Annotated in this window: 21 protein-coding genes; 11 read left to right on the top strand and 10 right to left on the bottom strand. The window is 47.8% G+C overall.

The window, feature by feature from the left end:
* Nucleotide 1 precedes the first annotated feature (1 nt).
* On the top strand, nt 2–400 hold the full coding sequence (locus tag ACO0KY_RS03460; protein ID WP_423044289.1) for a hypothetical protein: 399 nt from the start codon (nt 2–4) through the stop codon (nt 398–400).
* A gap of 177 nt (nt 401–577) precedes the next feature.
* Entirely contained in the window at nt 578–1,870 is a 1,293-nt protein-coding gene (locus ACO0KY_RS03465; RefSeq protein ID WP_423044290.1) for a D-amino acid dehydrogenase, read from the top strand.
* 238 nt (nt 1,871–2,108) lie between these two features.
* Here the strand turns inward: ACO0KY_RS03465 and ACO0KY_RS03470 are convergent, their stop codons facing one another.
* Entirely contained in the window at nt 2,109–2,618 is a 510-nt protein-coding gene (locus tag ACO0KY_RS03470) for an Lrp/AsnC family transcriptional regulator (protein ID WP_423044292.1), read from the bottom strand.
* Between the two features lie 147 nt (nt 2,619–2,765).
* Between ACO0KY_RS03470 and ACO0KY_RS03475 the strand changes: the two genes are divergently transcribed.
* Nucleotides 2,766–3,911, top strand: a complete 1,146-nt coding sequence (locus ACO0KY_RS03475; protein WP_423044294.1) for a branched-chain amino acid ABC transporter substrate-binding protein — start codon at nt 2,766–2,768, stop codon at nt 3,909–3,911.
* A 118-nt stretch (nt 3,912–4,029) separates the two neighbouring features.
* On the opposite strand, the gene ACO0KY_RS03480 is transcribed toward ACO0KY_RS03475, so the two are convergent.
* Nucleotides 4,030–4,338, bottom strand: a complete 309-nt coding sequence (locus ACO0KY_RS03480; RefSeq protein ID WP_423044296.1) for a c-type cytochrome — start codon at nt 4,336–4,338, stop codon at nt 4,030–4,032.
* Between the two features lie 126 nt (nt 4,339–4,464).
* Between ACO0KY_RS03480 and ACO0KY_RS03485 the strand changes: the two genes are divergently transcribed.
* From ACO0KY_RS03485 to ACO0KY_RS03510, 6 genes are all read left to right on the top strand, one after another.
* Nucleotides 4,465–4,698 (top strand): TIGR04438 family Trp-rich protein, encoded by a 234-nt coding sequence (locus tag ACO0KY_RS03485; RefSeq protein WP_186912544.1) that lies wholly within the window; start codon nt 4,465–4,467, stop codon nt 4,696–4,698.
* An 88-nt stretch (nt 4,699–4,786) separates the two neighbouring features.
* Nucleotides 4,787–5,725, top strand: a complete 939-nt coding sequence (locus tag ACO0KY_RS03490) for a LysR family transcriptional regulator (RefSeq protein ID WP_423044298.1) — start codon at nt 4,787–4,789, stop codon at nt 5,723–5,725.
* Nucleotides 5,703–6,512, top strand: a complete 810-nt coding sequence (gene lgt, locus ACO0KY_RS03495; RefSeq protein WP_423044300.1) for a prolipoprotein diacylglyceryl transferase — start codon at nt 5,703–5,705, stop codon at nt 6,510–6,512. The genes ACO0KY_RS03490 and lgt overlap by 23 nt, the downstream gene beginning before the upstream one ends.
* A 189-nt stretch (nt 6,513–6,701) precedes the next feature.
* Nucleotides 6,702–8,777 carry a M13 family metallopeptidase gene (locus ACO0KY_RS03500; protein WP_423044302.1) on the top strand — a complete coding sequence of 692 codons (2,076 nt, stop codon included), beginning with the start codon at nt 6,702–6,704 and terminating at the stop codon, nt 8,775–8,777.
* Nucleotides 8,778–8,953: 176 nt separating this feature from the next.
* Nucleotides 8,954–9,415 (top strand): OsmC family protein, encoded by a 462-nt coding sequence (locus tag ACO0KY_RS03505; protein ID WP_423044304.1) that lies wholly within the window; start codon nt 8,954–8,956, stop codon nt 9,413–9,415.
* A gap of 12 nt (nt 9,416–9,427) precedes the next feature.
* The gene (locus ACO0KY_RS03510) at nt 9,428–10,075 is read left to right on the top strand and encodes an FMN-binding negative transcriptional regulator (protein ID WP_423044306.1); all 648 of its coding nucleotides are present in this window, start codon (nt 9,428–9,430) and stop codon (nt 10,073–10,075) included.
* A gap of 27 nt (nt 10,076–10,102) precedes the next feature.
* On the opposite strand, the gene ACO0KY_RS03515 is transcribed toward ACO0KY_RS03510, so the two are convergent.
* The 8 genes from ACO0KY_RS03515 to ACO0KY_RS03550 all read right to left on the bottom strand — a co-directional run bounded on the left by ACO0KY_RS03515 (nt 10,103) and on the right by ACO0KY_RS03550 (nt 20,929).
* Nucleotides 10,103–10,615, bottom strand: a complete 513-nt coding sequence (locus ACO0KY_RS03515) for a GNAT family N-acetyltransferase (RefSeq protein ID WP_423044309.1) — start codon at nt 10,613–10,615, stop codon at nt 10,103–10,105.
* 129 nt (nt 10,616–10,744) lie between these two features.
* Nucleotides 10,745–11,995, bottom strand: a complete 1,251-nt coding sequence (locus ACO0KY_RS03520; RefSeq protein ID WP_423044311.1) for a Zn-dependent hydrolase — start codon at nt 11,993–11,995, stop codon at nt 10,745–10,747.
* A 24-nt stretch (nt 11,996–12,019) separates the two neighbouring features.
* Nucleotides 12,020–13,447: a dihydropyrimidinase gene (gene hydA / locus ACO0KY_RS03525; protein ID WP_423044313.1), complete on the bottom strand. Its 1,428-nt coding sequence runs from the start codon at nt 13,445–13,447 to the stop codon at nt 12,020–12,022.
* A gap of 84 nt (nt 13,448–13,531) precedes the next feature.
* Complete coding sequence (locus ACO0KY_RS03530) at nt 13,532–15,007, bottom strand: NCS1 family nucleobase:cation symporter-1 (protein WP_423044315.1); 1,476 nt, start codon at nt 15,005–15,007, stop codon at nt 13,532–13,534.
* A gap of 283 nt (nt 15,008–15,290) precedes the next feature.
* A complete protein-coding gene (preA, locus tag ACO0KY_RS03535; RefSeq protein WP_423044317.1) occupies nt 15,291–16,562 on the bottom strand; it encodes an NAD-dependent dihydropyrimidine dehydrogenase subunit PreA in 1,272 nt (423 codons plus the stop codon).
* Between the two features lies 1 nt (nt 16,563).
* The gene (locus tag ACO0KY_RS03540; RefSeq protein WP_423044319.1) at nt 16,564–17,922 is read right to left on the bottom strand and encodes an NAD(P)-dependent oxidoreductase; all 1,359 of its coding nucleotides are present in this window, start codon (nt 17,920–17,922) and stop codon (nt 16,564–16,566) included.
* A gap of 138 nt (nt 17,923–18,060) precedes the next feature.
* Nucleotides 18,061–19,560 (bottom strand): CoA-acylating methylmalonate-semialdehyde dehydrogenase, encoded by a 1,500-nt coding sequence (locus ACO0KY_RS03545; RefSeq protein WP_423044321.1) that lies wholly within the window; start codon nt 19,558–19,560, stop codon nt 18,061–18,063.
* A gap of 58 nt (nt 19,561–19,618) precedes the next feature.
* Complete coding sequence (locus ACO0KY_RS03550; protein ID WP_423044323.1) at nt 19,619–20,929, bottom strand: aspartate aminotransferase family protein; 1,311 nt, start codon at nt 20,927–20,929, stop codon at nt 19,619–19,621.
* 199 nt (nt 20,930–21,128) lie between these two features.
* On the opposite strand from ACO0KY_RS03550, the gene ACO0KY_RS03555 reads away from it, so the two are divergent.
* A complete protein-coding gene (locus tag ACO0KY_RS03555; RefSeq protein ID WP_423044325.1) occupies nt 21,129–22,580 on the top strand; it encodes a PLP-dependent aminotransferase family protein in 1,452 nt (483 codons plus the stop codon).
* Nucleotides 22,573–23,217 carry a TetR family transcriptional regulator C-terminal domain-containing protein gene (locus ACO0KY_RS03560; protein WP_423044327.1) on the top strand — a complete coding sequence of 215 codons (645 nt, stop codon included), beginning with the start codon at nt 22,573–22,575 and terminating at the stop codon, nt 23,215–23,217. The genes ACO0KY_RS03555 and ACO0KY_RS03560 overlap by 8 nt, the downstream gene beginning before the upstream one ends.
* Nucleotides 23,218–23,363: the final 146 nt, after the last annotated feature.

A 23,363-nucleotide genomic window follows, 5' to 3' on the forward strand; every position in this document is an offset into this window, starting at 1 on the left:
AATGAATACACAACTTGACGCCAGCATCCCGGTTTTGACCGAAGTCATTCCTCTGGAAGAAATTTCATCTGAGGACACCGCAGGATTCTCGGCACCGGCAGCCAGTGGCGCAACTGAAGTATCAGACAGTCTCGACGACCAAGTACGTGAACACGGTGCCATCAGCGAAGAGCAATGGCAATTACTGGAACAAACCTTGAGAGAAAATGTCCTTAAACAAGTATTAGCCAGAGTCGACTTCGTATTGGAACACCGCGTCAGAGATAGTCTCGCGGACGTGTTGCAAACCGCGGTATCCGGACTAGCGGAAGAAATTCGCACAGGTTTAAAAAATTCTCTCGAAGATGTCGTCACCCGCGCAGTGAATCAAGAAATTACCAAGGCAAAAATATTAAAATAAGCAAAAAAAGCATATTTATTTTTATTTTTAAACATACCAGGTAGTTTTGTTTTTAAAAATAAAAATAAATTGCCGCGTTATGATTACCTGAATAACCATAAGCTTTCTACAATCTCATCTGAAAAATAAAGGACCGCACTACTTTTGCGGCATTCCTCACAAACAGGAGATTGGTCTATGAAAGTCATCGTTCTCGGCGCTGGCATTATTGGTACTTCCACAGCATGGTTTTTGAATCAACAAGGGCATGAGGTTACCGTGATCGAACGCCAGCCCGGTGCCGCGCAAGAAACCAGTTTCGCTAATGGTGGCCAGATTTCAGTCTCTCACGCCGAACCTTGGGCTAATCCATCTGCGCCTCTGAAAGTTCTAAAATGGCTTGGCAAAGAAGATGCGCCATTATTATTTCGTCCCCGCGCTGATTGGCTGCAATGGCGTTGGGGTTTGCAATTTTTGCGTGAATGTACACAACAGCGAACTAATCATAATATTCGTCAAATTGTCGCCATCGCTGAATACAGCCGTCAAACCTTGCTCGAAGTAAGAGCATCGACCGGAATCGAGTACGATAGCCTGAGTAAAGGCATACTTCATTTTTATACAGATCAGAAGGAATTTGACAGCTCCCTACCCGCTGCCCGCCTGATGCGGGAATTGGGTTGCCCACGGGTATCAATTAGTGCCGACGAAGTCATAAAAAAAGAACCGGCGTTAGCTGGTATGCGGCAACAGATTGTTGGAGGTGACTTCACAGCCACCGATGAATCAGGCGACGTCTATAAATTCACCACCGGTCTCGCTAGAAAAGCTGCGGAATGCGGTGTGATTTTTCAATACAACACCAATGTGACCAGGCTATTGTCAGCGGGTTGTGACTCGGACGCAACGGTGACGGGCGTAGAGATCATTGATGCACAAGGTCGCCATCAGGTCTTGCACGCAGACGCATTTGTTGTTGCCATGGGCAGTTTCTCACAGGCGCTTCTAAAGCCATTGGGCATTCCTCTGATGATTTATCCCGGCAAAGGTTATTCAGCCACCTATCCTGTTACCAATCAAGCTGGCGCACCGACAATTTCACTCACCGATGACGGTTATAAACTCGTCGTTTCTCGTCTAGGAGACCGACTGCGCGTGGCCGGAACCTGCGAAATCAATGGCTACTCACGCGAACTCAATAACGCTCGTTGTGAAGCAATTACCCGTCGCACCAAAGAATTATTTCCAGACGCTTGTGACTATACTGCTCCGGTCTATTGGACCGGTTTGCGTCCACTCACCCCATCCAACGTGCCGTATATAGGAAAAACCAAATACAGCAACCTGTTCTTAAATACCGGTCACGGCACCCTTGGTTGGACAATGGGGGTCGGCTCAGGCAGAGCCATCGCAGACATTATTTCTGGCGTTATGCCCGAAGTCGATTTTGCATTTACTGGCATCGAGCGCCCGACTCGCATTGCACTCTAAGTATCGCCAGCTAAAATCCTTGAGCACCGCAGTTCTGTCGCAGCAGAGATTGAATGAAATTAATCCCTCACCGGAATGGCGCAACCTTCAGGTCACGCCATTTTCACCGTTGACACGATAGTTTAAGGTAATCAGATAGCGCAAAAATGTCGGTGCAAGCTTAAATCGGCGCAAGTAAATACGAAAAAATATGTTTCATTTTTGAGAAAAAATTGTCAAATTCATCGATTTTGACGCGTTATTTCTTCACTTTTACCTGCAATTCTTCGGCTTTTTCATCAAATGAAATACGTGTCGTAAACTTGGTCTTCTTCATCGGAAAACGTGAATGAAAATGCCGGACATTTCCTGACCCAGAAATGACGCGCCGCACAAATTGGTAGTAAGCATCCATGTCTATGACGTGTACAACCAGAAAATAATCATACTCGCCAGAAACAAAATAACACTGCATCACTTCCGCTTCCTTATTCATGCGTGCCTCAAAATCGTGCATAAATTCGTCACTTTGATTGACCAGTGAGACTTCCAGGAAAGCCAGCATGCCAAACGCCAACGCTGACGGGTCAACCACGCTCACGTCAGCACTGATCACGCCTGCATCACGTAGGTCTCTGATGCGGCGCAAACAAGTGGGCTGGGAAATGTGCAATTTTTCAGCTAAAGTACGAGTCGGAATTTGATTATCTTTTTGAAGTTGATTCAAAAGCTTGCGGTCAAGCTTGTCTAACGCACGGAATTGAGGCATATAAAAATCGTCTGTTTTGAAAAAAAACCGCACAAAATAGCTTTGCGAAATATTTTTTATGTTGTACCTTTTGTTTATTCAGTAATCTGAATAAGTTGGTAATGCAATAGTGTTGTCCTACTTTATTAAACCTTAGGAGTAATGTTCATGTCGTTCAAAACAAAAATGATTCCACTGGCAGGCGCAATTGCTTTCGCTTTCGCTGGTGCAGCGGCAGCTGACGATGTAGTAATTAAAATTGGTCACGTTGGTCCTATCTCTGGCGCTATCGCGCATTTGGGTAAAGACAATGAAAACGGCGCCAAAATGGCGATCGAAGAGCTGAACGCAAAAGGCCTGATGATTGGCGGTAAAAAAGCTAAGTTTGAACTGCTGGCAGAAGATGATGCTGCAGATCCAAAACAAGCGACTACCGTAGCACAAAAACTGGTTGACGCGAAAGTCAACGGCGTTATCGGTCACTTGAACTCTGGTACAACAATCCCAGCGTCTAAAATTTACAACGATGCTGGTCTGGTACAAATTTCCCCATCTGCAACAAATCCAAAATACACACAACAAGGCTTTAAAGGTGCATTCCGCGTAGTGGCGAATGACGGCCAATTGGGTGGCACATTGGGTCGCTACGCAGTACAGATCAACAAAGCGAAGAAAATCGCTGTGATCGATGATAAAACAGCCTACGGCGAAGGTGTTGCTGCTGAGTTTATCAAAGGCGCAAAAGGTAAAGGCGCAGAAGTTGTTGTGCAAGAGCATACAACGGACAAATCCACTGATTTCAGCGCGATCTTAACCACAATCAAAGCTAAAAACCCAGACGTGATTTTCTTCGGCGGTATGGACGCAGTTGCTGGTCCTATGCTGCGTCAAATGAAAGCACTGGGCATTACTGCTAAGTTCATGGGCGGCGACGGTATCTGTACAGCGGATCTGGTTAAGCTGGCTGGCGACGCAATCGGCGAAGGTCAGGTAGTTTGTGCTGAAGCAGGCGGTGTTCTGGATGCACAAAAAGCAGCGAATGAAAAATGGAAAGAAGACTACAAGAAGAAATTCGGTGTTGGTGTTGAAATCTATGCGCCGTATGTCTACGATGCTGTTATGACTATGGCTCAGGCAATGAAAGAAGCTAATTCCGCTGAACCAGCGAAATACTTGCCATTCCTGAAGAAAATCAAATACCACGGTGTGACTGGCGACATCTCTTTTGATGACAAAGGCGATATCAAAGACGGTACGCTGACGTTATACACTTACAAAGCAGGCAAACGTGATCTGTTAGCAGTCACTAAGTAATTCAGCCTCAAAATTTAAAAGCCCGTTGGAAATTCCAGCGGGCTTTTTTATTTGTCTTGCGATTTTTTTGTAATAACCAGCGATTAAATTCAAATCTGAATGGCAAATACAAAGAAAATTATTTCAAAGAGAGTATCCACTTTACCAGGGTATGTGCTTCTGCTTCAGAAACTTGTGTGTTCGCTGGCATTGCCATCGCACCCCATGTACCGCTACCACCCTTCAATACTTTTTGAACTAATTTTGCTTCAGCAGTTTTGTCGCTAGCATATTTTTTTGCTACGTCCTTGTATGCAGGACCAACGATTTTAGTATCTACAGAATGGCATGCCATGCAATTTTTAGCTTTTGCCAAATCCATATTTGCCATCGCAGAGCCAGATGCCAAAAGGGCGAATGTTGCACCTACCAATAATGAGTATTTCATTGCTTTCTCCAGGTTAAAAAATGCGAGTTCATTTTAACGCTTTTTCTGTCATTTAAGCACGCTCGTCAGCACATGGGTTGACCCGCTGCAAAATACGCTTTAATCTCCCGACAACAGGAGACAACTATGCTATTAATTATTCCGCTCGTCATATTACTGGTTTTAAAGCTCGCCGATGTCTGGATTTTTGCCGCCATGTCATGGTGGTGGATTATAGGATTAGCCGTATTTGCATTCCTGTGGTTTGAATTTTTTGAACGTATGCTTGGACTCGATAAGCGCAAGGATCACGCACATTTTGAAAAAATGAAGCAAGAACGTCAAAAACGTTCCTTCGATAAAAATACCGGACGTAAGTAATTCAAATTACTACTTATCCAAAGCGAGTATCATCGTTGAACCGATATAGGGGAGATCCGATATCGGTTTATTTTTTTATCCAGAGTGGATGTCAACTTCTATCACCGATCCCATGAGCAATAGTCTGGAATTAAGGCAGTTGAGGTATTTCATCGCTGTCGCCGAAGAATTGCATTTCGGAAAAGCAGCGACACGCCTGAATATGACACAACCACCGCTTTCTCAGGCAATTCAGGCGTTTGAAGCAGAACTAGGCGTCGCGTTATTCATACGTACTACGCGTCAAATCAGCTTGACACCCGCAGGAATTGCTCTTTTACCAGAAGCAAAGAAACTACTTTTACAAGTACAAAACCTACGCCAACTCGTGCAACGCGCCGCCGCTGGCACGCAAGGACATCTGAGTCTGGCTTTTGTGTCAATTGCCGATTACAGTATTTTGCCGCCGACGCTCAGAACGTTTCGCCACAGCCATGCTGACGTCAGTATAGAATTGCGCGAAGCGACCAGTGACATCCAGCTCGAAGCCTTAGAAAAAGCTGATATCGATGCTGGCTTCCTTATCCCTCCCATTCCTGAAAAGTTTCATGCCCTGCTCCATTACCAGAAAATTCTGACTGAACCACTGATACTCGCGGCACCAGAACATCTATTTCCTGCTGGGGCCGTGGTCAAACTCGAACAATGCGTCAATCAGAGTCTGATTCTTTTTCCGCGTAAAATCGCGCCTGCCTTGCATGATGCGATTCTGGGTTTCTTTCATGAATATGGCCTGACTCCTGACATCGGTCAGGAAGCCATTCAAATGCAAACCATCGTCGGACTGGTTTCAGCTGGCATGGGCATCGCACTTGTGCCACAATCCGTGTCGAACTTACAGCGCCCGGGCGTGTCTTACCATGCGCTGGCCAATAGCGCGCCTGCCGTAGAGATAGGATTTGCCTGGCGCAAAGATAATCCGTCGGCAGTCTTACATTCTTTTTTACAGCTTTTAAACCAAAAATATGCTGATTCATCCCAATCCTGATCCTGTTGCTTTTTCCCTTGGCCCTTTGAAAGTGCATTGGTATGGCTTGATGTACATGGTCGCTTTTGCTCAATTTGTCGCCCTTGGAAGGTTACGCCTGAAATTGCCACACATTGCTGCTCAAGGCTGGACCAAAGAACACATTGATGACATGTTGTTTTACGGGGTGCTGGGGGTGGTACTCGGTGGTCGTTTGGGCGAGGTATTCTTCTATCGTCCGCAGTTTTTCTTCGAAAATCCATTGGAAATTGTTCAGGTTTGGCATGGCGGCATGTCCTTCCATGGCGGCTTCATCGGGGTATTGATTGCGATGTTCTTGTGGGCACGTAAAGTAAAAATGCCTTTGGTGAACGTCTATGACTTCATTGCCCCCTTGGTGCCGCTAGGTTACGCTGCTGGCCGCATCGGCAATTTTATTAATCACGAATTACCAGGACGCATCGCCTCTGCGGATTTACCATGGGCGATGATCTGGCCGGGCGTCGATTATCCTGTACATCCTTCTCCTATCTACCAAGCATTAGTTGACGGGGTTTTACTGTTTATCATTTTGTGGATTTTTGCACGTAAGCCTCGCCCACCACTGGCTGTGGGTTCGCTGTTTGTCACTTTGTACGGCTGCGCACGATTCTTTACAGAATATTTCCGGACTCCCGATTATGAAGTCAGCTTTGCAGGAATGACGATTTCGGCAGGACAAATGTTGTCTTTGCCTATGATTGCGGTGGGCTTATGTCTGTTGGCTTATTCTTACCGGAATCAAAAGAAGTCAACGCCGCAAAAATAAGGGTCGCAGATTCCTTGTCAACAGAGTAATTCATCAGGCTGGTAATTATTTCTTTTCAAGACGAACTATTTATCGGCCTTTTTGTCAAAGAAGGCTTGAGCTTATTGAGATTTTCTTAAGCCAATTACCTGTCGCTATTCCAGCGATTTTATTTCATATAATTACAAACAATTTCTTGGGGATTATTTCATGCAACGTACACTGCTATCTTTGGCTGTTCTTGCTACATTTTCTTTTGGTGGAACACAACTCGCATTGGCCGATACATCAACGCCAGCTAGCGCAATGACCACCACTAATGCCTCGGCGCTGAATTCAGGCATGGACCTGCAATGGCAAGACACAGGCGTGCGTCCGCAAGATGATTTTTTTAAATTTATGTCCGGTAAATGGCTGGCTACCGCTGAAATTCCTGCCGATCGTGCACGCTTTGGTTCGTTCGACCAGTTACGTGATTTATCTGAACAAAGTTCACGCGACATCATCACCGGATTAGCCAAAAATAAGTCACTCAAAGCCGGCAGCAATCAACAAAAAATAGCCGATCTATACAATAGTTTCATGGACGAGAAGCAAGCAAATGCGCTTGATATCAAACCTTTGACGGCTACCTTCAAACAAATAAATGCACTGGCAAAAAAAGAAGATTTTCCGGCACTGATCGCACAATTGTCGCAACTTGGCGTATCACTGCCAGTCAACTCTGGTGTAGGACAGGATGCACGTGACTCCAGTACTTATGCAGTCTACGTCAGCCAGGGTGGTCTGAGCTTACCTGATCGCGACTACTATTTGAAAGACGACCCGAAATTCAAAGCTTTCCGGGATGCCTACGTCAAACACGTAGAAAAAATGTTGGCCATGAGTGGTGAAAAGAATGCGGATAAAGCTGCTGCTGATATTCTCGCACTCGAAACACAAATCGCCACTATCCAATGGACAAAGGTCGAGAACCGTAATCCTATCAATACCTATAACAAAATCCAGCTCTCTCAATTAGCGGAACTGACGCCAGATTTTAACTGGACCAGTTATTTTGCCGGAACTGGTGTCGGTAACAAAGTTAATTACGTTATCGTACGTCAGCCTAGCTTCTTAACCGGTATGATAAAAATCATCAATGACACACCGGTGGCTGTCTGGAAATCCTATTACAAATGGAAAGTACTGGATGCTTACGCACCTTTCTTGTCCCAACGTTTTGTCGACGAAGATTTTGGATTTTCCAGCGTAACTTTGCGCGGTATTCCAGAAAACCAACCACGTTGGAAACGCGGCGTAGCACGTGTTGAAGAAAGCCTGTCTGAAGCCTTAGGTGAACTCTACGTCGCCAAGTACTTCCCGCCGGAAAATAAAGCACGTATGCAAAAATTGGTGAATAACCTGATCGAAGCCTACAAGCAAAGCATAGAAACTTTGACCTGGATGAGCCCAGAGACTAAAAAAGAAGCCTTGGTCAAACTTTCCAAATTCACGCCAAAAATCGCTTATCCTGACCAATGGCGCGACTATAGTGCTTTGCAAATCAAAGCCAATGATTTGGTTGGCAATATCATGCGCAGCCGTAGCTTTGAACATCAACGCGAGATCGCCAAACTCGGCAAACCAGTTGATCGCAAAGAATGGGGTATGAGTCCGCAAACGGTGAATGCGTATTACAATTCACGTCAAAACGAAATCGTCTTCCCTGCGGCAATTTTACAACCGCCATTCTTCAATCCAGCTGCAGACGACGCTGTCAATTACGGCGGTATCGGTGCAGTGATCGGTCACGAAATCAGCCATGGTTTTGATGATTCCGGTAGCCAATCGGATGGTGACGGTAATTTGCGTAACTGGTGGACCAAAGAGGACAAGGAAAACTTCAGTAAGCTCACCAGCGCATTGGTCGCGCAATACGATGCCTATAGCCCTTTGCCAGGTTATAACGTCAATGGCAAGCTGACACTAGGAGAAAACATTGCGGATAACTCTGGTTTAGCGATCGCCTACAAAGCGTATCAGATCTCGTTAGGCGGCAAACCCGCGCCAGTCATTGATGGCTACACTGGCGATCAGCGTCTGTTCATGGGTTGGGCACAAGTCTGGCGTGGCAAAGCACGTGATGCAGAAACGATTCGTTTAATCAGCATTGATCCGCATTCTCCGGCAGAAGTACGTGGCAATGCCCCTTTGACTAACCTACCAGGCTTCTACTCCGCTTTTGGTGTCAAAGAAGGCGATAAGATGTATGTAGCACCAGAGAAGAGAACGACCATCTGGTAATCTCTCGCCCCCGTTTCATTACAATCATGAAACGGGGATGTTGTAAGGTGGGTGCCACCCACCAAATCCGTGTAAACGCAATCACAGCCCGGGTTGTGCCCTACTATCCGATTCTGAGAAATTCATTTTTGACGTACACTGATCGTTCTTTTTTATCGTTCGAATAGGGTAACCCCATGGGACAATATCGAGCTGAAGTGGTGTGGCAGCGTGGCGAACAAGTATTTACAGACAACCGTTACAGCCGCGGACACGAATGGAAATTCGACGGTGGACAAACGGTTCCTGCCTCTTCTGCACCCAGCTCTGTACCTTTACCTATGTCGATTGCCGCGAATGTCGATCCCGAAGAAGCCTTAGTCGCAGAACTAGCTAGCTGTCATATGTTGTTTTTTCTTAGCTTTGCGCAAAAGCAAGGATATATCGTCGATAGTTATCACGATCAGGCTATCGGCTTCATGGAGAAAAATGAAAATGGCAGACACTTTATTGCGCGCATAGACCTGCATCCGCAATCACGATTTTCGGGTAGCAAACTGCCGTCGAAAGAACAAATCGATGCACTCCATCACTTGTCTCACGAACACTGTTATATCGCCAATTCCTTGCGCGCTGATGTCACGATTATTCCGGAGTAACTCATTATGTACATGCCTGCCCATTTTTCTGAAGAGCGCCTCGACGTCTTACATGATCTCATCCATCAACACCCGCTTGCCAGCATGGTTAGTTTGGAAGCGGATGGCATGACCGCCAATCATATTCCGTTCATCATTACCCCACCAACGGCGGATGCACCGCTCGGTAAGTTACTCGGCCACGTCGCGCGCGCTAATCCGGTATGGCAAAATCGCGAACCGGTTCTGCTGATTTTTCAGGGTCCATCGGCTTACATTACCCCTGGCTGGTACGAAGAAAAAAAACAAACAGGCGCGGTTGTGCCAACATACAACTACGCGGTTGTTCATGTTCATGGAAAAATCAACGTGGTGGAAGACAGCGCACAATTTCTGAGCTTACTCACACAACTCACCGAGCATTTTGAATCGACACGCCCAAAGCCATGGGCGGTCGCAGATGCACCACCGGAATACATTGAAAATATGATGGCGCAAATCGTGGGCATTGAAATCCCGATTACACGATTAGTTGGCAAATGGAAAACCAGCCAGAATAAATCGACAACCAACCGTAGCCATATTGCGGTGCAATTACGTGAAGAAAATAATATGCACGGCGTTGCGTTGGCAGACATTATGGAAGCTCAGTTGTTCGACGTTTCAACAGATTTCGTGTAGTAAAGTCACGATACTGCGCATTTCAGATCAATTAAATTCGTCGGCAGTAAGAACATAAACATTTGTTTCTGGCACTGACCTGGCAGTATCCAGCCGCATGCCCAGCTTAGTCGCCACAGCAATCGAGCCCGCGTTTCCGGGCGCGATGTGTGCTGATATTTGCTTCGCACCGACCACATCAAAGCCAAACGCCAGCGCCACTTGCGCGCCCTCTGTTGCGTAACCTTTCTTCCAACTTTCACGCCCGAGTACCCAGCCAATTTCGATATCAACAGCGCCCTCGTGCCGCAGTAAGCCCAGCCGCCCTATGATGGCACCACTATCGCGTAACTGTACTGACCAGCCACCAAATCCTCGCAACGCCCAGTGACCAATTTGTCGTGCCATCATCTCAAATACCTGGTCGGCATCCATTGGCCCACCTATATGAGACATTACTTCAGCATCGCCATATGCCGCGAGGTAATTTGCCAGATGGGAGGAATCCGGTGGTACCAACGCCAGCCGGGGCGTTTTGAGTGTTGGAATATGTAATTGCATCTCACTTTCTCTGCGAAAATTAAGGGGTGACAAATAGCGTTTCAATCTGTATCTAATGCTGGAATGACTCCAATTAAATTACCATTCAATGAACCGCTATCGCCACTAAACCAACGTTGATCAGATGGGCTAGACCACGGGTTGTGCGCGCTCCAGCATTGCATGTAATAACACGTTGCAGCCAGCACTTAGATGTTCCGCCTTAGCGTCTTCAATTTCATTATGACTGATACCGTCTTTACAGGGTACAAAAATCATCCCTGCTGGTGCCAGACGTGCGGCGTAAATTGCATCATGACCTGCCCCGGAAACCACATCCATCGTGCTATAACCGAGGTTTGCGGTTGCTTTACGCACTGCATCTACACACTCAGGGTGGAATGGGCAAGGTGGAAAATAGGAAACACGCTCTATACTGATTTTCAGACCGGAACTACGGCTACGGCTATCGACATAGGCCAGAATCTCATTGTGCATCGTGTCAAGCAAGTCGGTTGAGACGTTGCGCAGATCAATACTAAATTTCACTTCACCTGGAATCACATTGCGGCTGTTCGGAAACACCTGCACCATTCCAACCGTACCGCGACCATACGGTGGATAGCGATTTCCGATATTCACCACCTCTTGCATAATGTGCGTAGCAACCTGCAAGGCGTCTTTGCGCAATCCCATCGGGGTCGGGCCTGCATGCGCTTCCATACCAGTGACCACGCAGTCGTACCACGACAACCCCAGAACACCGGGCACGACACCAATTACTTTATCGGCATCTTCCAATACCGGGCCTTGTTCTATATGCGCCTCAAAATAGGCACCAATAGGATGTTGCCCTGGTTTTTCTGTTCCGAGATAACCGATACGCGCCAGTTCGTCGGCGACAGTCTTGCCGTCGATGTCCTTCGCAGCATACGCATGTTCGAGCGTAAAAGCACCGCAAAACACACCTGAACCCATCATGACCGGCACAAAGCGAGAGCCCTCTTCATTCGTCCAGAAGGCGACTTCGATAGGTGCTTCGGTTTGTATCTGATGATCATTCAAAGTGCGCACCACTTCCAATGCCGCCAACACGCCGTAATTGCCATCAAATTTGCCGCCCGTAGGTTGGGTGTCAATATGACTGCCGGACATCACTGGCGGCAATGCCGCATTGCGCCCGGCTCTGCGCATGAAGACATTGCCAATTTTATCCACGGTCACCGTCATACCTGCTTGTTTGCCCCACGAAACGACTAAATCGCGCCCCTGTTTATCCAGATCGCTCAGTGCCAGCCGTTTGACGCCGCCTTTTGCCGTCGCACCTATTTGTGCCAGTTCCATTAACGAAGCCCAAAGACGATCACCATTAATCCGTAAATCACGTAATGCTACAGCCATGTTGCACTCCTAATTCGTCTTTGATTAAGCCTGTTTTCCAGATTCGCGCATTTTATTTAGCGCACCAAACATCGCAGAAAATGGTGGCCGTTTGAGATAGTTACCCGCGCCCGTTTGCGCCATAAGTTGCCCCAATTTGAACACCAGTTTGCCATTGCTGATGGTGTGAGTTGGTACGCCTTTGACAGTGCGCCCTTCAAAGACATTAAAGTCACCTTTGGAAAATTGTGTTTTTGCCGATAAAGTTTTGCTGGCATGCGCATCCCACAAAACGATATCTGCATCAGCCCCGACCGCGATCACACCCTTACGTGGGTAGATATTAAAAATCTGGGCACAATTAGCGGACGTGACTTTAACAAATTCGGATGGTGTCAATCGCCCCGAATTCACACCAGCATCCCATAACACCATCATGCGTTCTTCGATGCCGCCGCAACCGTTTGGAATTTTAGTGAAGTCATTTTTTCCGGCGGCTTTTTGCTCGGCGCAAAACGTACAATGATCGGTTGCTGTCGTATGTAAATTACCGCCTTGCAACCCTTGCCAGAGTGCTTGTTGGTGACTGCTGCTGCGGAATGGCGGGCTCATTACATGACCTGCTGTTTGTGCAAAATCAGGATGTTGGTAGACGCTATCGTCGATGGTCAGATGACCCGCCAGCACTTCGCCAAAGACGCGTTGTCCGCTAGCACGTGCGCGAGTGATTGCATCGAGAGATTCGCGGCAAGAGACGTGGACGATGTACAGCGGCGTATTGAGTACATTGGCAATCGCAATTGCGCGTTGTGCCGCTTCGCCTTCGACAACGGGTGGGCGCGACAGTGGATGTGCATCAGGCCCCGTCTGTCCTTTTTTCAGCAACTCTTGCTGCAACAGATATACCAGCTCGCCGTTTTCTGCATGGACGGTTGGCATGGCCCCAAGTTCCAAGGCACGGCTAAAACTTTTGACCAAAATCTCGTCATCCGCCATGATCGCGTTTTTATACGCCATGAAATGCTTGAAACTATTCACGCCATGTTCATTGACCAGCTTGCCCATATCAGCATGCACACTGTCATCCCACCAGGTAACAGCAACGTGAAATGAGTAATCCGAAGCAGATTTCTCAGCCCAACCACGCCAGGTATGGAAGGCGTCCATCAGACTTTGTTGTGGATTAGGAATCACAAAATCAATAATACTGGTGGTACCACCTGCAAGACCAGCGGCGGTGCCACTAAAAAAATCATCTTGCGTGACAGTACCCATAAACGGCAATTGCATGTGGGTGTGCGGGTCAATGCCGCCTGGCATCACATACAAACCGTCGGCCTCAATGACCTCGGCGCCTAAGGGCGTTGGCAGATGCTCACCAACGGCAATGATTTTCCCGTTATCACACAGTACATCGGCACGGAACTCTCGGTCCGCATTCACTACGACACCACCACGTATCAAGATGCTCATCGTCACTCCCGGATTCTTTAGCTACTCAAAACTCAGATTGCCGTCACCTGATTAGGCAACGGCATTTTTTGCAATTAAACGTTTTTAAGAATGCGCCGTCGCTACCATCGCATTATTCGCTTTACTACTCATCAGACCGAAATACACAATACCCGATAAAGCCAATCCGACAAACCAAGCATAGGTATAGATGGTTTTGAGGAGTTCAGGTATATCGGGAAAAGCTGCCGGAAATGCGGCATTCAAAAATCCGGGAATATTTGGCAACACACCAATAACAAACGCAATCACCGCCGCAAAATTCCAACCATTTGTGTATTGATAGATACCTTGTTCCAGGTACAAATCATCGACCTTAATTTGCGTCTTACGGATAAAGTAGTAATCGATAATCAAAATCCCGGCGATGGGTCCGAGCAAGGCGGAGTAGCCGATCAACCAGGTGAAAATATAGCCTTGCGTGGTTTCAAGTATCTTCCATGGCATCATCACCAAAGCGATACCAGCCGTGATGTAGCCACCAGTTTTATAAGAAATTAATTGCGGGTTCAATGCAGAAAAATCGTAGGCAGGTCCAACCAGATTGGCCGCCAGATTGACCGAGACGGTATCAATTAACAAAATAACCAGCGCGATCAACACCGCGCCACCCGTCATGCGACTCGCCAGATCCACCGGATCCCACAAAGCCTTGCCGTACAGAACCACGGTCGCGGAGGTCACAATCACGGCTAACAATGCCAGCAACCCCATAGGTGCAGGCAAACCGATCGTTTGTCCTAATACCTGATCACGCTGCGATTTGGCAAAGCGGGTGAAATCAGGAATATTCAAAGCCAGCGTTGCCCAAAAACCGATCATCGCGGTCAGGGACGGCCAAAATGTGCTCCAGAATTGACCTGCTTTTTTACCCCCCTCAATAAACTGCGAAGGCTGATCCAGGATAGGGCCAAAGCTACCCGCTTTGTTATACACCCACCCCAGCAATACAAAGCAGATCAAAATTTTCAACGGTGCGGTATAGGTTTCCAGCTTGCGTATCGCATCCATGCCATGAAAAATGTACCAAAATTGTATGCCCCAAAAAATCAGAAAACACACCAATTGCGCGGCATTGATGCCAAGACCAGCGATTTTGTCTTGCCCTAAAGGATGACCGAGTAAAACACCCCCCAGGGTATAAATCATTTGCCCACCAAACCAGGTCTGGATGCCGTACCAGCCGCAAGCGACAATTGCGCGCATCAACGCAGGCAAGCGTGCTCCTCGAACACCAAATGAAGTGCGCGCTAATACTGCGTAAGGAATACCATATTTAGCCCCGGCATGACCGATCAGCAGCATAGGAATCAACACAATTGCATTGGCAATGAAGACGCATAACACCGCCTGATAACCAGACATGCCGCCTTCGATCAGACTCGCTGCCAGCGTATAAGCCGGAATGCACATGACCATTCCCACCCATAAAGCCGCAAAGTGATACCAGCGCCAGGTACGCTGTGCTTCGGAAGTCGGTGCCAGATCCTCATTCCATAGTTGACTGCTTTCGGTATGCATAAATTCCCCTCCAGATGGATGTATTGAAAAAACTTGTACCCCGGACTTACGTCTCAATAGACTAGCAAGCTCTATTCCAGCCAAAGGGCAGGCGTTTTTCTCTTTTTTTCAGGACTTTCACAAAATCGTCCTTGCCAGATTATGACAACTTACAAGGCGAATTTTGTATGTATCCGATTTTATTTTTTTAAGCAGAACCGACGCATTACCAGGCATAGGTTTGCGTCAGTTCTGGCATGCACAAGATCAAACTCAGGAATCTACAATACCAAGGAAGCTCTGATTAAATTACAGCACGTGGATTACGTGGGTCTTGCGTCCAGTTCATATACGACTTACCAGTTGCTTGCGGAACCATAGTGATACATTGTTCTACGGGGCAGGTAATCTGACATAAATTACAGCCGACGCATTCTTCTGCCTTTACCTCGTAACGACGGGCACCTTCAGCGCTGATCAATTGGGAAATCGATTGATGCGAAGTATCTTCGCAAGCGATGTAGCAACGACCACACTGTATGCATTTATCCTGATCAATCTCAGCGATGACTTGATAATTCATGTCCAGATATTTCCAATCAGTTGTATTTGCAACCGCTTTACCAGAAAAGTCGCTGATACGTTCATAACCTTTTTCATCCATCCAGCGTGACAAACCGTCGCTCATCTCTTTGACGATACGGAAACCATGCAACATTGCAGCAGTGCACACCTGCACAGAACCAGCACCTAACGCCAGAAACTCAGCAGCATCGCGCCAATTTCCAATGCCACCGATACCGGAGATAGGCAAACCTTTGGTTGCCGGATCGCGTGCAATTTCTGCCACCATGTTCAGTGCAATCGGCTTCACCGCACTGCCGCAATAACCACCATGCGTGCTTTGCATGCCGACGATAGGACGCGCTATCATCTGATCCAGATCGATAGAGGTGATGGAATTAATGGTATTGATCAACGACACCGCATCCGCACCACCTGCCAATGCTGCACGTGCAGGAATACGCACGTCAGTAATATTCGGAGTCAGCTTTACAATCACCGGCAAAGAGCAATATTTTTTACACCAGCGGGTGATCATTTCGACGTATTCTGGCACCTGCCCCACCGCTGCACCCATGCCGCGTTCTGGCATCCCATGTGGGCAACCGAAGTTTAATTCAATCCCGTCTGCGCCAGTTGCTTCTACCAAAGGCAGGACGCGCTTCCAACTTTCTTCTTCGCACGGAAACATCAATGAAACGATCATTGCGCGATCCGGCCAATCTTTTTTTACCTGAGTAATTTCTTGTAGGTTTAATTCCAGACTGCGATCAGTAATCAGTTCAATATTATTAAAACCAATGACTTCACGATTTTTTCCATAATGCGCGGAATAACGTGAAGAAACATTGACTGGTGCAGGATCTTCACCCAGCGTTTTCCAGACCACACCGCCCCATCCCGCTTCAAACGCGCGCACAACGTTATACGCTTTGTCGGTCGGTGGTGCAGAGGCTAGCCAGAAAGGGTTTGGCGCTTCGATACCAGCAAAATTGATTGAGAGATCCGCCATTTCACACCTTCGCTTTCAAGTCGTCATTGATTGCCAGCGCTGCCAGCTTGCCATGTTGTACCGCTTGCACAGTCAGATCTTGCCCCGGCGCAATGCAATCGCCTCCGGCGTAGACCTTAGATAAACTGGTACGATAGTGATCGTCGACCCAGATTTTGTCTTTCTCGCGCTTCACGTCGTGGGCAATCGGATCGTTGAGGCTTGCTACATCAAGGCTTTGGCCGATGGCTTTGAAAACCGCTTGAGCGGGGATATCCAATGTTTCTCCGGTGGCTTGTAATTTTCCGTTGACTTCATGCGTCTTCTCAAAGCGCATTCCCGACACGTTGCCAGCAAAATCAAACAACACCTGCTGAGGTTGTGCCCAGGTTACGATTCTGACCTGATTGGCTTTGGCGATCTCTTGCTCATGCAAAGTCGCCGACATGTGTTGCGCACTACGGCGATACACCAGTGTGACTTGTTGCGCACCTAAACGGGCGATTTGCACCGCCATATCGATGGCGGTATTACCTGCTCCGATCACGACACATTGCGCAGGGACTGGTAATTGACTTAAGTCGTCGGTCTGACGTAATTCTGCAATGTAATCCACCGCCGCCATCAGACCCGGGGCGTCTTCTCCCGTCAGACCCAGCTCACGACTCACCCCCAATCCCAGTGCAAGGAACACAGCATCAAAGTCGCGCCGCAATTGTTCAAGGTGTAAATTGGCACCAAGTTTTTGTTCGTGCTTCACACTGATACCACCTACCTGCAACAGAAAATCAACTTCACGTTGTGCGCTGTCGCCGGTTAATTTGTATTTCGCAATCCCATATTCGTTCAGTCCGCCGGATTTTTTTTGCGCTTCAAAAATCACGACCTCATGACCTAAGGTCGCCAGCTTGTGAGCGCAAGATAAACCCGCGGGACCCGCGCCAACAATAGCGATTTTTTTACCGGTTGTTGCGGCACGCGTAAATGGATGCTGCGTAAAATTCATGTGATCCAATGCATATCTTTGTAACAGACCGATTTTTACTGGCGCACCTTCGTCATCGTGATTGCGCACACAAGCGTGTTCACACAAAATTTCTGTGGGGCAAACACGGGCACAACTCGCACCTAAAATGTTTTGTTGCAAAATGCCTTTGGCTGCGCCATTGATATTGCCGACGGCAATATTCTGAATAAAACTGGGCACATCAATTTCAGAAGGGCATATGCGGCTACAAGGTGCGTCATAACAATACAAACAACGCTCGCTTTCTATTACCGCCTGACGGCTGTTTAAAGCAGGATGAAGATCACTAAACTGCGCGGCCAGTTCTTCTGGACGCGTATTTGCTGCGGTGAGATGTTTCAGGGCTTCCAACATGGGTGGCTCCAGTTAAACAATGTTCAGATACAACAAAAAATACAAATCCGTGTTGCATGCATCAACAATCCATGCAACGAATAAACAAACTTAAAACCGATAAAAAACAGATCGATAGAGCGTTTTCCAGATCGCGGTTTATTTCATTTGCGGGAAGGAGAATTCCGCCCCTTTTGACATACTGTCTGGCCAACGCTGCATCACTGCTTTGACGCGTGTATAAAAGCGCACGCCTTCTGGTCCATAAATATGATGGTCTCCAAATAAACTTCGCTTCCAACCACCGAAGCTATGGAATGCCATAGGCACGGGCAGTGGAACGTTGACACCGACCATACCGACTTGAATCATGCGGACAAATTCACGTGCCGTGCCGCCGTCCGCGGTAAATACTGCAACACCATTGCCGTATTCATGCTGATTGATCAGTTCTGCGGCGGCTGCCATATCTGGTACCCGCACCACACATAACACCGGGCCAAAAATCTCTTGCTGGTAGATGCTCATGTCTGTTGTCACGTGGTCAAACAGACTACCGCCAGTAAAAAATCCTTGCTCGCACCCTGGTACGACGTGGTTGCGTCCATCAACGACCAGTTTTGCTCCTTGCGCAACGCCCTCGCTGATCAGGCCTTCGATACGCTGTTTGGCAGCATGAGTAATGACCGGTCCCATCTCAGCGTCTTCCACCAGGCCATTATTGATTTTGAGTGCTTTTACACGCGCCGCCATCGCGTCGACCAACGCGTCAGCTGCGGACCCTACGGCCACTGCGACTGAAATTGCCATGCAACGTTCACCAGCAGATCCGTATGCCGCACCCATCAGTGCATCCACTGCCATATTCAGATCTGCATCGGGCATCACAACCATGTGATTTTTAGCGCCGCCCAAAGCTTGTACGCGCTTGCCATTGGCGCAACCACGCGCATAAATGGCTTGCGCAATGGGCGTTGAACCGACAAAGCTGATCGCCTGCACATCGGGATGATCAAGCAAAGCATCCACCACGATTTTGTCGCCCTGCACTACGTTAAACACACCTTTAGGCAAACCAGCCTCTTGCAATAATTTTGCATGCAATAAAGAAGCCGACGGATCGCGCTCAGACGGTTTCAGGACAAAGGTATTGCCACACGCCAGCGCAATCGGAAACATCCACATGGGCACCATCACCGGAAAGTTAAACGGCGTTATGCCGGCAACAACACCTAAAGGTTGACGCATACTGCAAGCATCGATCCCGCGTGCGATCTGCTCGGAATATTCGCCTTTGAGTAACTGTGGAATACCGATCGCAAATTCAACCACTTCGATACCGCGAGCAACCTCACCGCGTGCATCAGCGAGGGTCTTGCCATGCTCTTTAGTCAGCAAATGCGCAAACTCTTCGGTATGCTGTTGCAGCAATTGCAGATAGCTCATCAGAATGCGGGCGCGGCTGAGTGCGGGAGTGTTCGCCCATGCTGGAAACGCTTGCTTAGCAGCGGCAACGGCAATCTTCACTTCATGCTCAGTCCCCAGCGCCACGGCACCTTGCACTGTGCCGAGAGCGGGATTGAAAATATCGGCAAAGCGATTGTCGATATTTTCATGTATTTCACCATTGATATAGTGATGCACTTGATATTGGCTCATGTTGTTATATTTCTCTTCAAAATCTTCGATAGTATTCTTTGCGCTTTACGGCAAAGCCTTAAGCAGCTGCTTTTAAAATTTCTGCCAGTTTTCCAAATAATTGATCGATATGCTTTTTCTCTAAAATCAATGGTGGTGACATCGCAATAATGTCGCCTGTGGTGCGAACCAATACGCCTTCGGCAAACGCTTTTTTATAGACCGCCATCGCGCGCGCACCGACCTTACCAGGGATAGATTCAAGTTCAATTGCGCCGATCAGACCGACATTGCGCAGATCAATCACATGCGGCAAGCCTTTCAATGAATGCAGCGCATCTTCCCAATACGCCGTCATGCTTTGCGCATGCTCAAGTACTTTTTCTTCTTTAAATACCTTGAGTGACGCTAAACCAGCGGCACATGCCAAAGGGTGGCCAGAATAGGTATAGCCGTGGAACAGTTCTATGCCTGCCGGACTATCCATCAAGGTATCGTAAATTTTCTGATGACTAAATACAGCACCCATAGGCACCACACCATTGGTCAAACCTTTGGCAGTGGTCATCAGATCAGGACGTACATCAAAAAAGTCGGAAGCAAACGGTGTCGCCATGCGACCAAAACCAGTAATGACTTCATCAAAGATCAGCAAGATACCGTGCTTATCGCAGAGCTCGCGCAAACGTTTCAGATAACCTTTCGGCGGTAAGATCACACCAGCGGAACCGGACAACGGTTCAACGATGACAGCGGCGATATTGGAAGCATCGTGCAGATTAACGAGGCGTTCCAGCTCATCCGCCAGGTGGGTGCCGTATTCAGGCAAGCCGCGGGTGAACGCATTTTTTTCCAGATTATGGGTATGTGGAAGATAATCAACACCACCAAGCAAATTAGCAAATTGTTTGCGGTTGGCAGGCAATCCACCGATGGACATACCGCCAAATCCCACGCCGTGATAGCCTCGTTCACGACTGATGAAGCGGGTACGCTGGGCCTCACCACGAGCCCGGTGATAAGCTAATACCATTTTCAAAGCGGTATCCACCGCTTCCGAACCAGAGTTGGTATAAAACACTTGGCCGAACTTGTTTCCGCTGTAGTCAATAAGTTGTTCAGCCAACTCAAACGCCGCCGGATGCCCCATTTGAAATGCTGGTGCGTAATCGAGGGTCGCCACGGCGTCTTGCACCGCTTTAACGATAGTCGGATGGGAATGTCCGAGCGGCACACACCAAAGCCCAGCCGTGGCATCAAGTATTTCGCGCCCGCTTTGATCGCGATAAAACATCCCAGAGGCAGAAGCCACAATACGAGGTGCTTCTTTGTAGTCACGATTGGCCGTAAAAGGCATCCAATAAGAATTGAGCTGTTGCTTGCTTAGCATGTGTTTCTCCTGAAAACAATTTACCAAGTGGTAAAAATATGTTGAAATCCTAGATAAGCATATGCACTGACGACATATACAGCCAGCAAAATTTCATCCAACCGTACAGTTTTTTTGAGCAATACAGTTTAGTAGCAGCAGGTAAAGCGTCGATTTCAACGACAAAAAACCTGCTCTCAACCGAAAACCGGAGCCAAGCATGGAAGTTGCACACGAAGATATAGCGGACGATCATCAATCAGAATGGCCACAGCTACCATTAGTGAGGCGTTGTCAGTCGAGTCTGGTTGAACAAATCGTTCAGGAAGTCACACGCCTTGTGCAGAAAAATCAGTTACCGCTCGGTAGCAAAATGCCGTCAGTCAGGCAATTTGCCAAGTGCAACGCGGTGAGTACCTTTACCGTAGTCGAGTCGTATGAACGCTTAATCACGCTGGGCTTATTGATCTCGCGCCGTGGTTCGGGTTACTTTGTAAGTAAACCTGCAGCGCACCCAACGCCAGTTGCCACGGCAAACACATGCAACTTAACGACCGTTCTGGATGCACTGAGTCCGGATCTCTATTCTGGAGTATCGACGGCTTTACCGGTTGGTTCCGGATGGTTACCGCCAGAGTGGTATGGCGACGATATTTTGTTGGATGCACTCAAACAATCAATGCGGATTCCGACTCAACGTTTGCGCGGGTATGGTAATCCACTCGGCTTCCCTAGTCTCCGCCAACATTTAGCGACGCAATTGTCGCAGGAACTATTCACTTTAGACGCTGAACAAATCCTGCTCACCCACGGTGCAACGCACGGCTTTGACCTGATTTTGCGCACCCTCTGCAAACCGGGTGACACGGTGTTTGTAGAAAATCCTGGCTACAGCAATTTATTGTCGCTGATCCGTCATCATGGCTGTATTCCTATTGGGATACGCCGGGATGAAAACGGCTTAGATGTCGAAGGGCTGCTTGAAAAAGCTATTCTGCACCAGCCTAAAATCATGTTCGTCAATACGGTTCTGCAAAACCCTCTCGGTACCAGCTTGAGTCAAACTCATGCGCATCGCTTATTAGCATTGGCAGAACAATTTGATTTCTGGCTGGTCGAGGACGATATTTACCGTGAACTCTGCACTCGCCCAGAACCATCGCTGGCGGCGATGGATGGCTTACGGCGCGTTATACGAGTCGGTAGCTTTTCAAAAACGCTGTCCCCCACGCTAAGGGTAGGTTCTGTCTGTGCGTCTCAATCTCTGATCGGTGAATTATTACGCGTAAAAATGCTGGCGGGTCTTACAACCTCTGAAATCAATGAGCGCGCGGTACTCCATGCGATCAGTTCGCGGCTGTATAGACGCATGCTAGAGAAACTCAAACGGCATTTAGACATTTCGCGCAACAGCACGTTGGACGTATTGCAGGAAGTCGGCATGACGCCATTAGCAGAGCCACGCGGTGGCATGTTCATCAGCGCTGGCTGGAAAAATTCACATCTCGATGCCAGTGAAATCACCAAACAGGCATTGCAAGCAGGCATCATTCTCGCGCCAAATGAATTTTTCTCAGGAGATGCGCACACTTACCCTTGGTTCCGATTCAATATCGCCTACGGCAATAGCGATCAGTTACGCCACTTCCTCGCTGGAGTACAACATGGATAAACGCGTAGAAACATCCCTGAGTCAACGCGACCAAATTGAAGCACGCATATTGCAATGTGCAACTGAGGTCTTTTCCGAGTCAGGATTTGCCGGTACTTCGATTGCCACAATTGCAGAACGCGCGGGTATTTCTAAGCAAAACTTGTTGTACTACTACGCGAATAAGCAAGTGCTTTATCAAACCGTGTTAGATCAGGTGCTGGACCAATGGTTAGAACGTATGGACATTCTGGCGGACGCCGATCAGGAGCCTGAATACTTGCTACGGAGCTACATCCGCGAGAAGCTTCGTTTTTCTCAGGAGCAACCACATGCCTCAAGGGTGTATGCGATGGAAGTCATCAGCGGAGCACAAACGTATTCTGAAAGCATGAGAGAGAAAATCATTCCGTTTCTGAAAAAAGATATTGCGGTTTTCGAAGGCTGGATAGCCAAAGGAAAAATCGCTGCCGTCAATCCTACGCATCTTCTATTTCTGATCTGGGCAATGACACAGTCATATGCGGATTTCAGTACGCAAATGTGTCTGGTACTCGGTCATAGTCCGCTAAAACCGGAAGATTTTAATGATGCAGAGCAACTTATCAGCGAATTAGTTTTGCAACGCTTGCAATGTTTAGGCAAATTCGTCGACTAAGCTCTAAGATTAGAACTTACGCAAAACCACCCCAGCGGCGCTATAGCTCCTGGCCGTACCCTTGTACTGTCGTCGTCGCCGTTCCTTGCCGGGACAATTTTGCGTAAGTCCTAAAGATCATGAAAGTATTTAAAGTTGTAATTTTT

The organism is Undibacterium sp. Dicai25W (assembly GCF_049340505.1).
Lineage (GTDB): Bacteria > Pseudomonadota > Gammaproteobacteria > Burkholderiales > Burkholderiaceae_D > Undibacterium > Undibacterium jejuense.

Coding starts and splice junctions, on each gene's coding strand:
- ACO0KY_RS03460 (WP_423044289.1), top strand. CDS start 2: ATGAATACACAACTTGACGCCAGCATCCCGGTTTTGACCGAAGTCATT.
- ACO0KY_RS03465 (WP_423044290.1), top strand. CDS start 578: ATGAAAGTCATCGTTCTCGGCGCTGGCATTATTGGTACTTCCACAGCA.
- ACO0KY_RS03470 (WP_423044292.1), bottom strand. CDS start 2,618: ATGCCTCAATTCCGTGCGTTAGACAAGCTTGACCGCAAGCTTTTGAAT.
- ACO0KY_RS03475 (WP_423044294.1), top strand. CDS start 2,766: ATGTCGTTCAAAACAAAAATGATTCCACTGGCAGGCGCAATTGCTTTC.
- ACO0KY_RS03480 (WP_423044296.1), bottom strand. CDS start 4,338: ATGAAATACTCATTATTGGTAGGTGCAACATTCGCCCTTTTGGCATCT.
- ACO0KY_RS03485 (WP_186912544.1), top strand. CDS start 4,465: ATGCTATTAATTATTCCGCTCGTCATATTACTGGTTTTAAAGCTCGCC.
- ACO0KY_RS03490 (WP_423044298.1), top strand. CDS start 4,787: ATGTCAACTTCTATCACCGATCCCATGAGCAATAGTCTGGAATTAAGG.
- lgt (WP_423044300.1), top strand. CDS start 5,703: ATGCTGATTCATCCCAATCCTGATCCTGTTGCTTTTTCCCTTGGCCCT.
- ACO0KY_RS03500 (WP_423044302.1), top strand. CDS start 6,702: ATGCAACGTACACTGCTATCTTTGGCTGTTCTTGCTACATTTTCTTTT.
- ACO0KY_RS03505 (WP_423044304.1), top strand. CDS start 8,954: ATGGGACAATATCGAGCTGAAGTGGTGTGGCAGCGTGGCGAACAAGTA.
- ACO0KY_RS03510 (WP_423044306.1), top strand. CDS start 9,428: ATGCCTGCCCATTTTTCTGAAGAGCGCCTCGACGTCTTACATGATCTC.
- ACO0KY_RS03515 (WP_423044309.1), bottom strand. CDS start 10,615: ATGCAATTACATATTCCAACACTCAAAACGCCCCGGCTGGCGTTGGTA.
- ACO0KY_RS03520 (WP_423044311.1), bottom strand. CDS start 11,995: ATGGCTGTAGCATTACGTGATTTACGGATTAATGGTGATCGTCTTTGG.
- hydA (WP_423044313.1), bottom strand. CDS start 13,447: ATGAGCATCTTGATACGTGGTGGTGTCGTAGTGAATGCGGACCGAGAG.
- ACO0KY_RS03530 (WP_423044315.1), bottom strand. CDS start 15,007: ATGCATACCGAAAGCAGTCAACTATGGAATGAGGATCTGGCACCGACT.
- preA (WP_423044317.1), bottom strand. CDS start 16,562: ATGGCGGATCTCTCAATCAATTTTGCTGGTATCGAAGCGCCAAACCCT.
- ACO0KY_RS03540 (WP_423044319.1), bottom strand. CDS start 17,922: ATGTTGGAAGCCCTGAAACATCTCACCGCAGCAAATACGCGTCCAGAA.
- ACO0KY_RS03545 (WP_423044321.1), bottom strand. CDS start 19,560: ATGAGCCAATATCAAGTGCATCACTATATCAATGGTGAAATACATGAA.
- ACO0KY_RS03550 (WP_423044323.1), bottom strand. CDS start 20,929: ATGCTAAGCAAGCAACAGCTCAATTCTTATTGGATGCCTTTTACGGCC.
- ACO0KY_RS03555 (WP_423044325.1), top strand. CDS start 21,129: ATGGAAGTTGCACACGAAGATATAGCGGACGATCATCAATCAGAATGG.
- ACO0KY_RS03560 (WP_423044327.1), top strand. CDS start 22,573: ATGGATAAACGCGTAGAAACATCCCTGAGTCAACGCGACCAAATTGAA.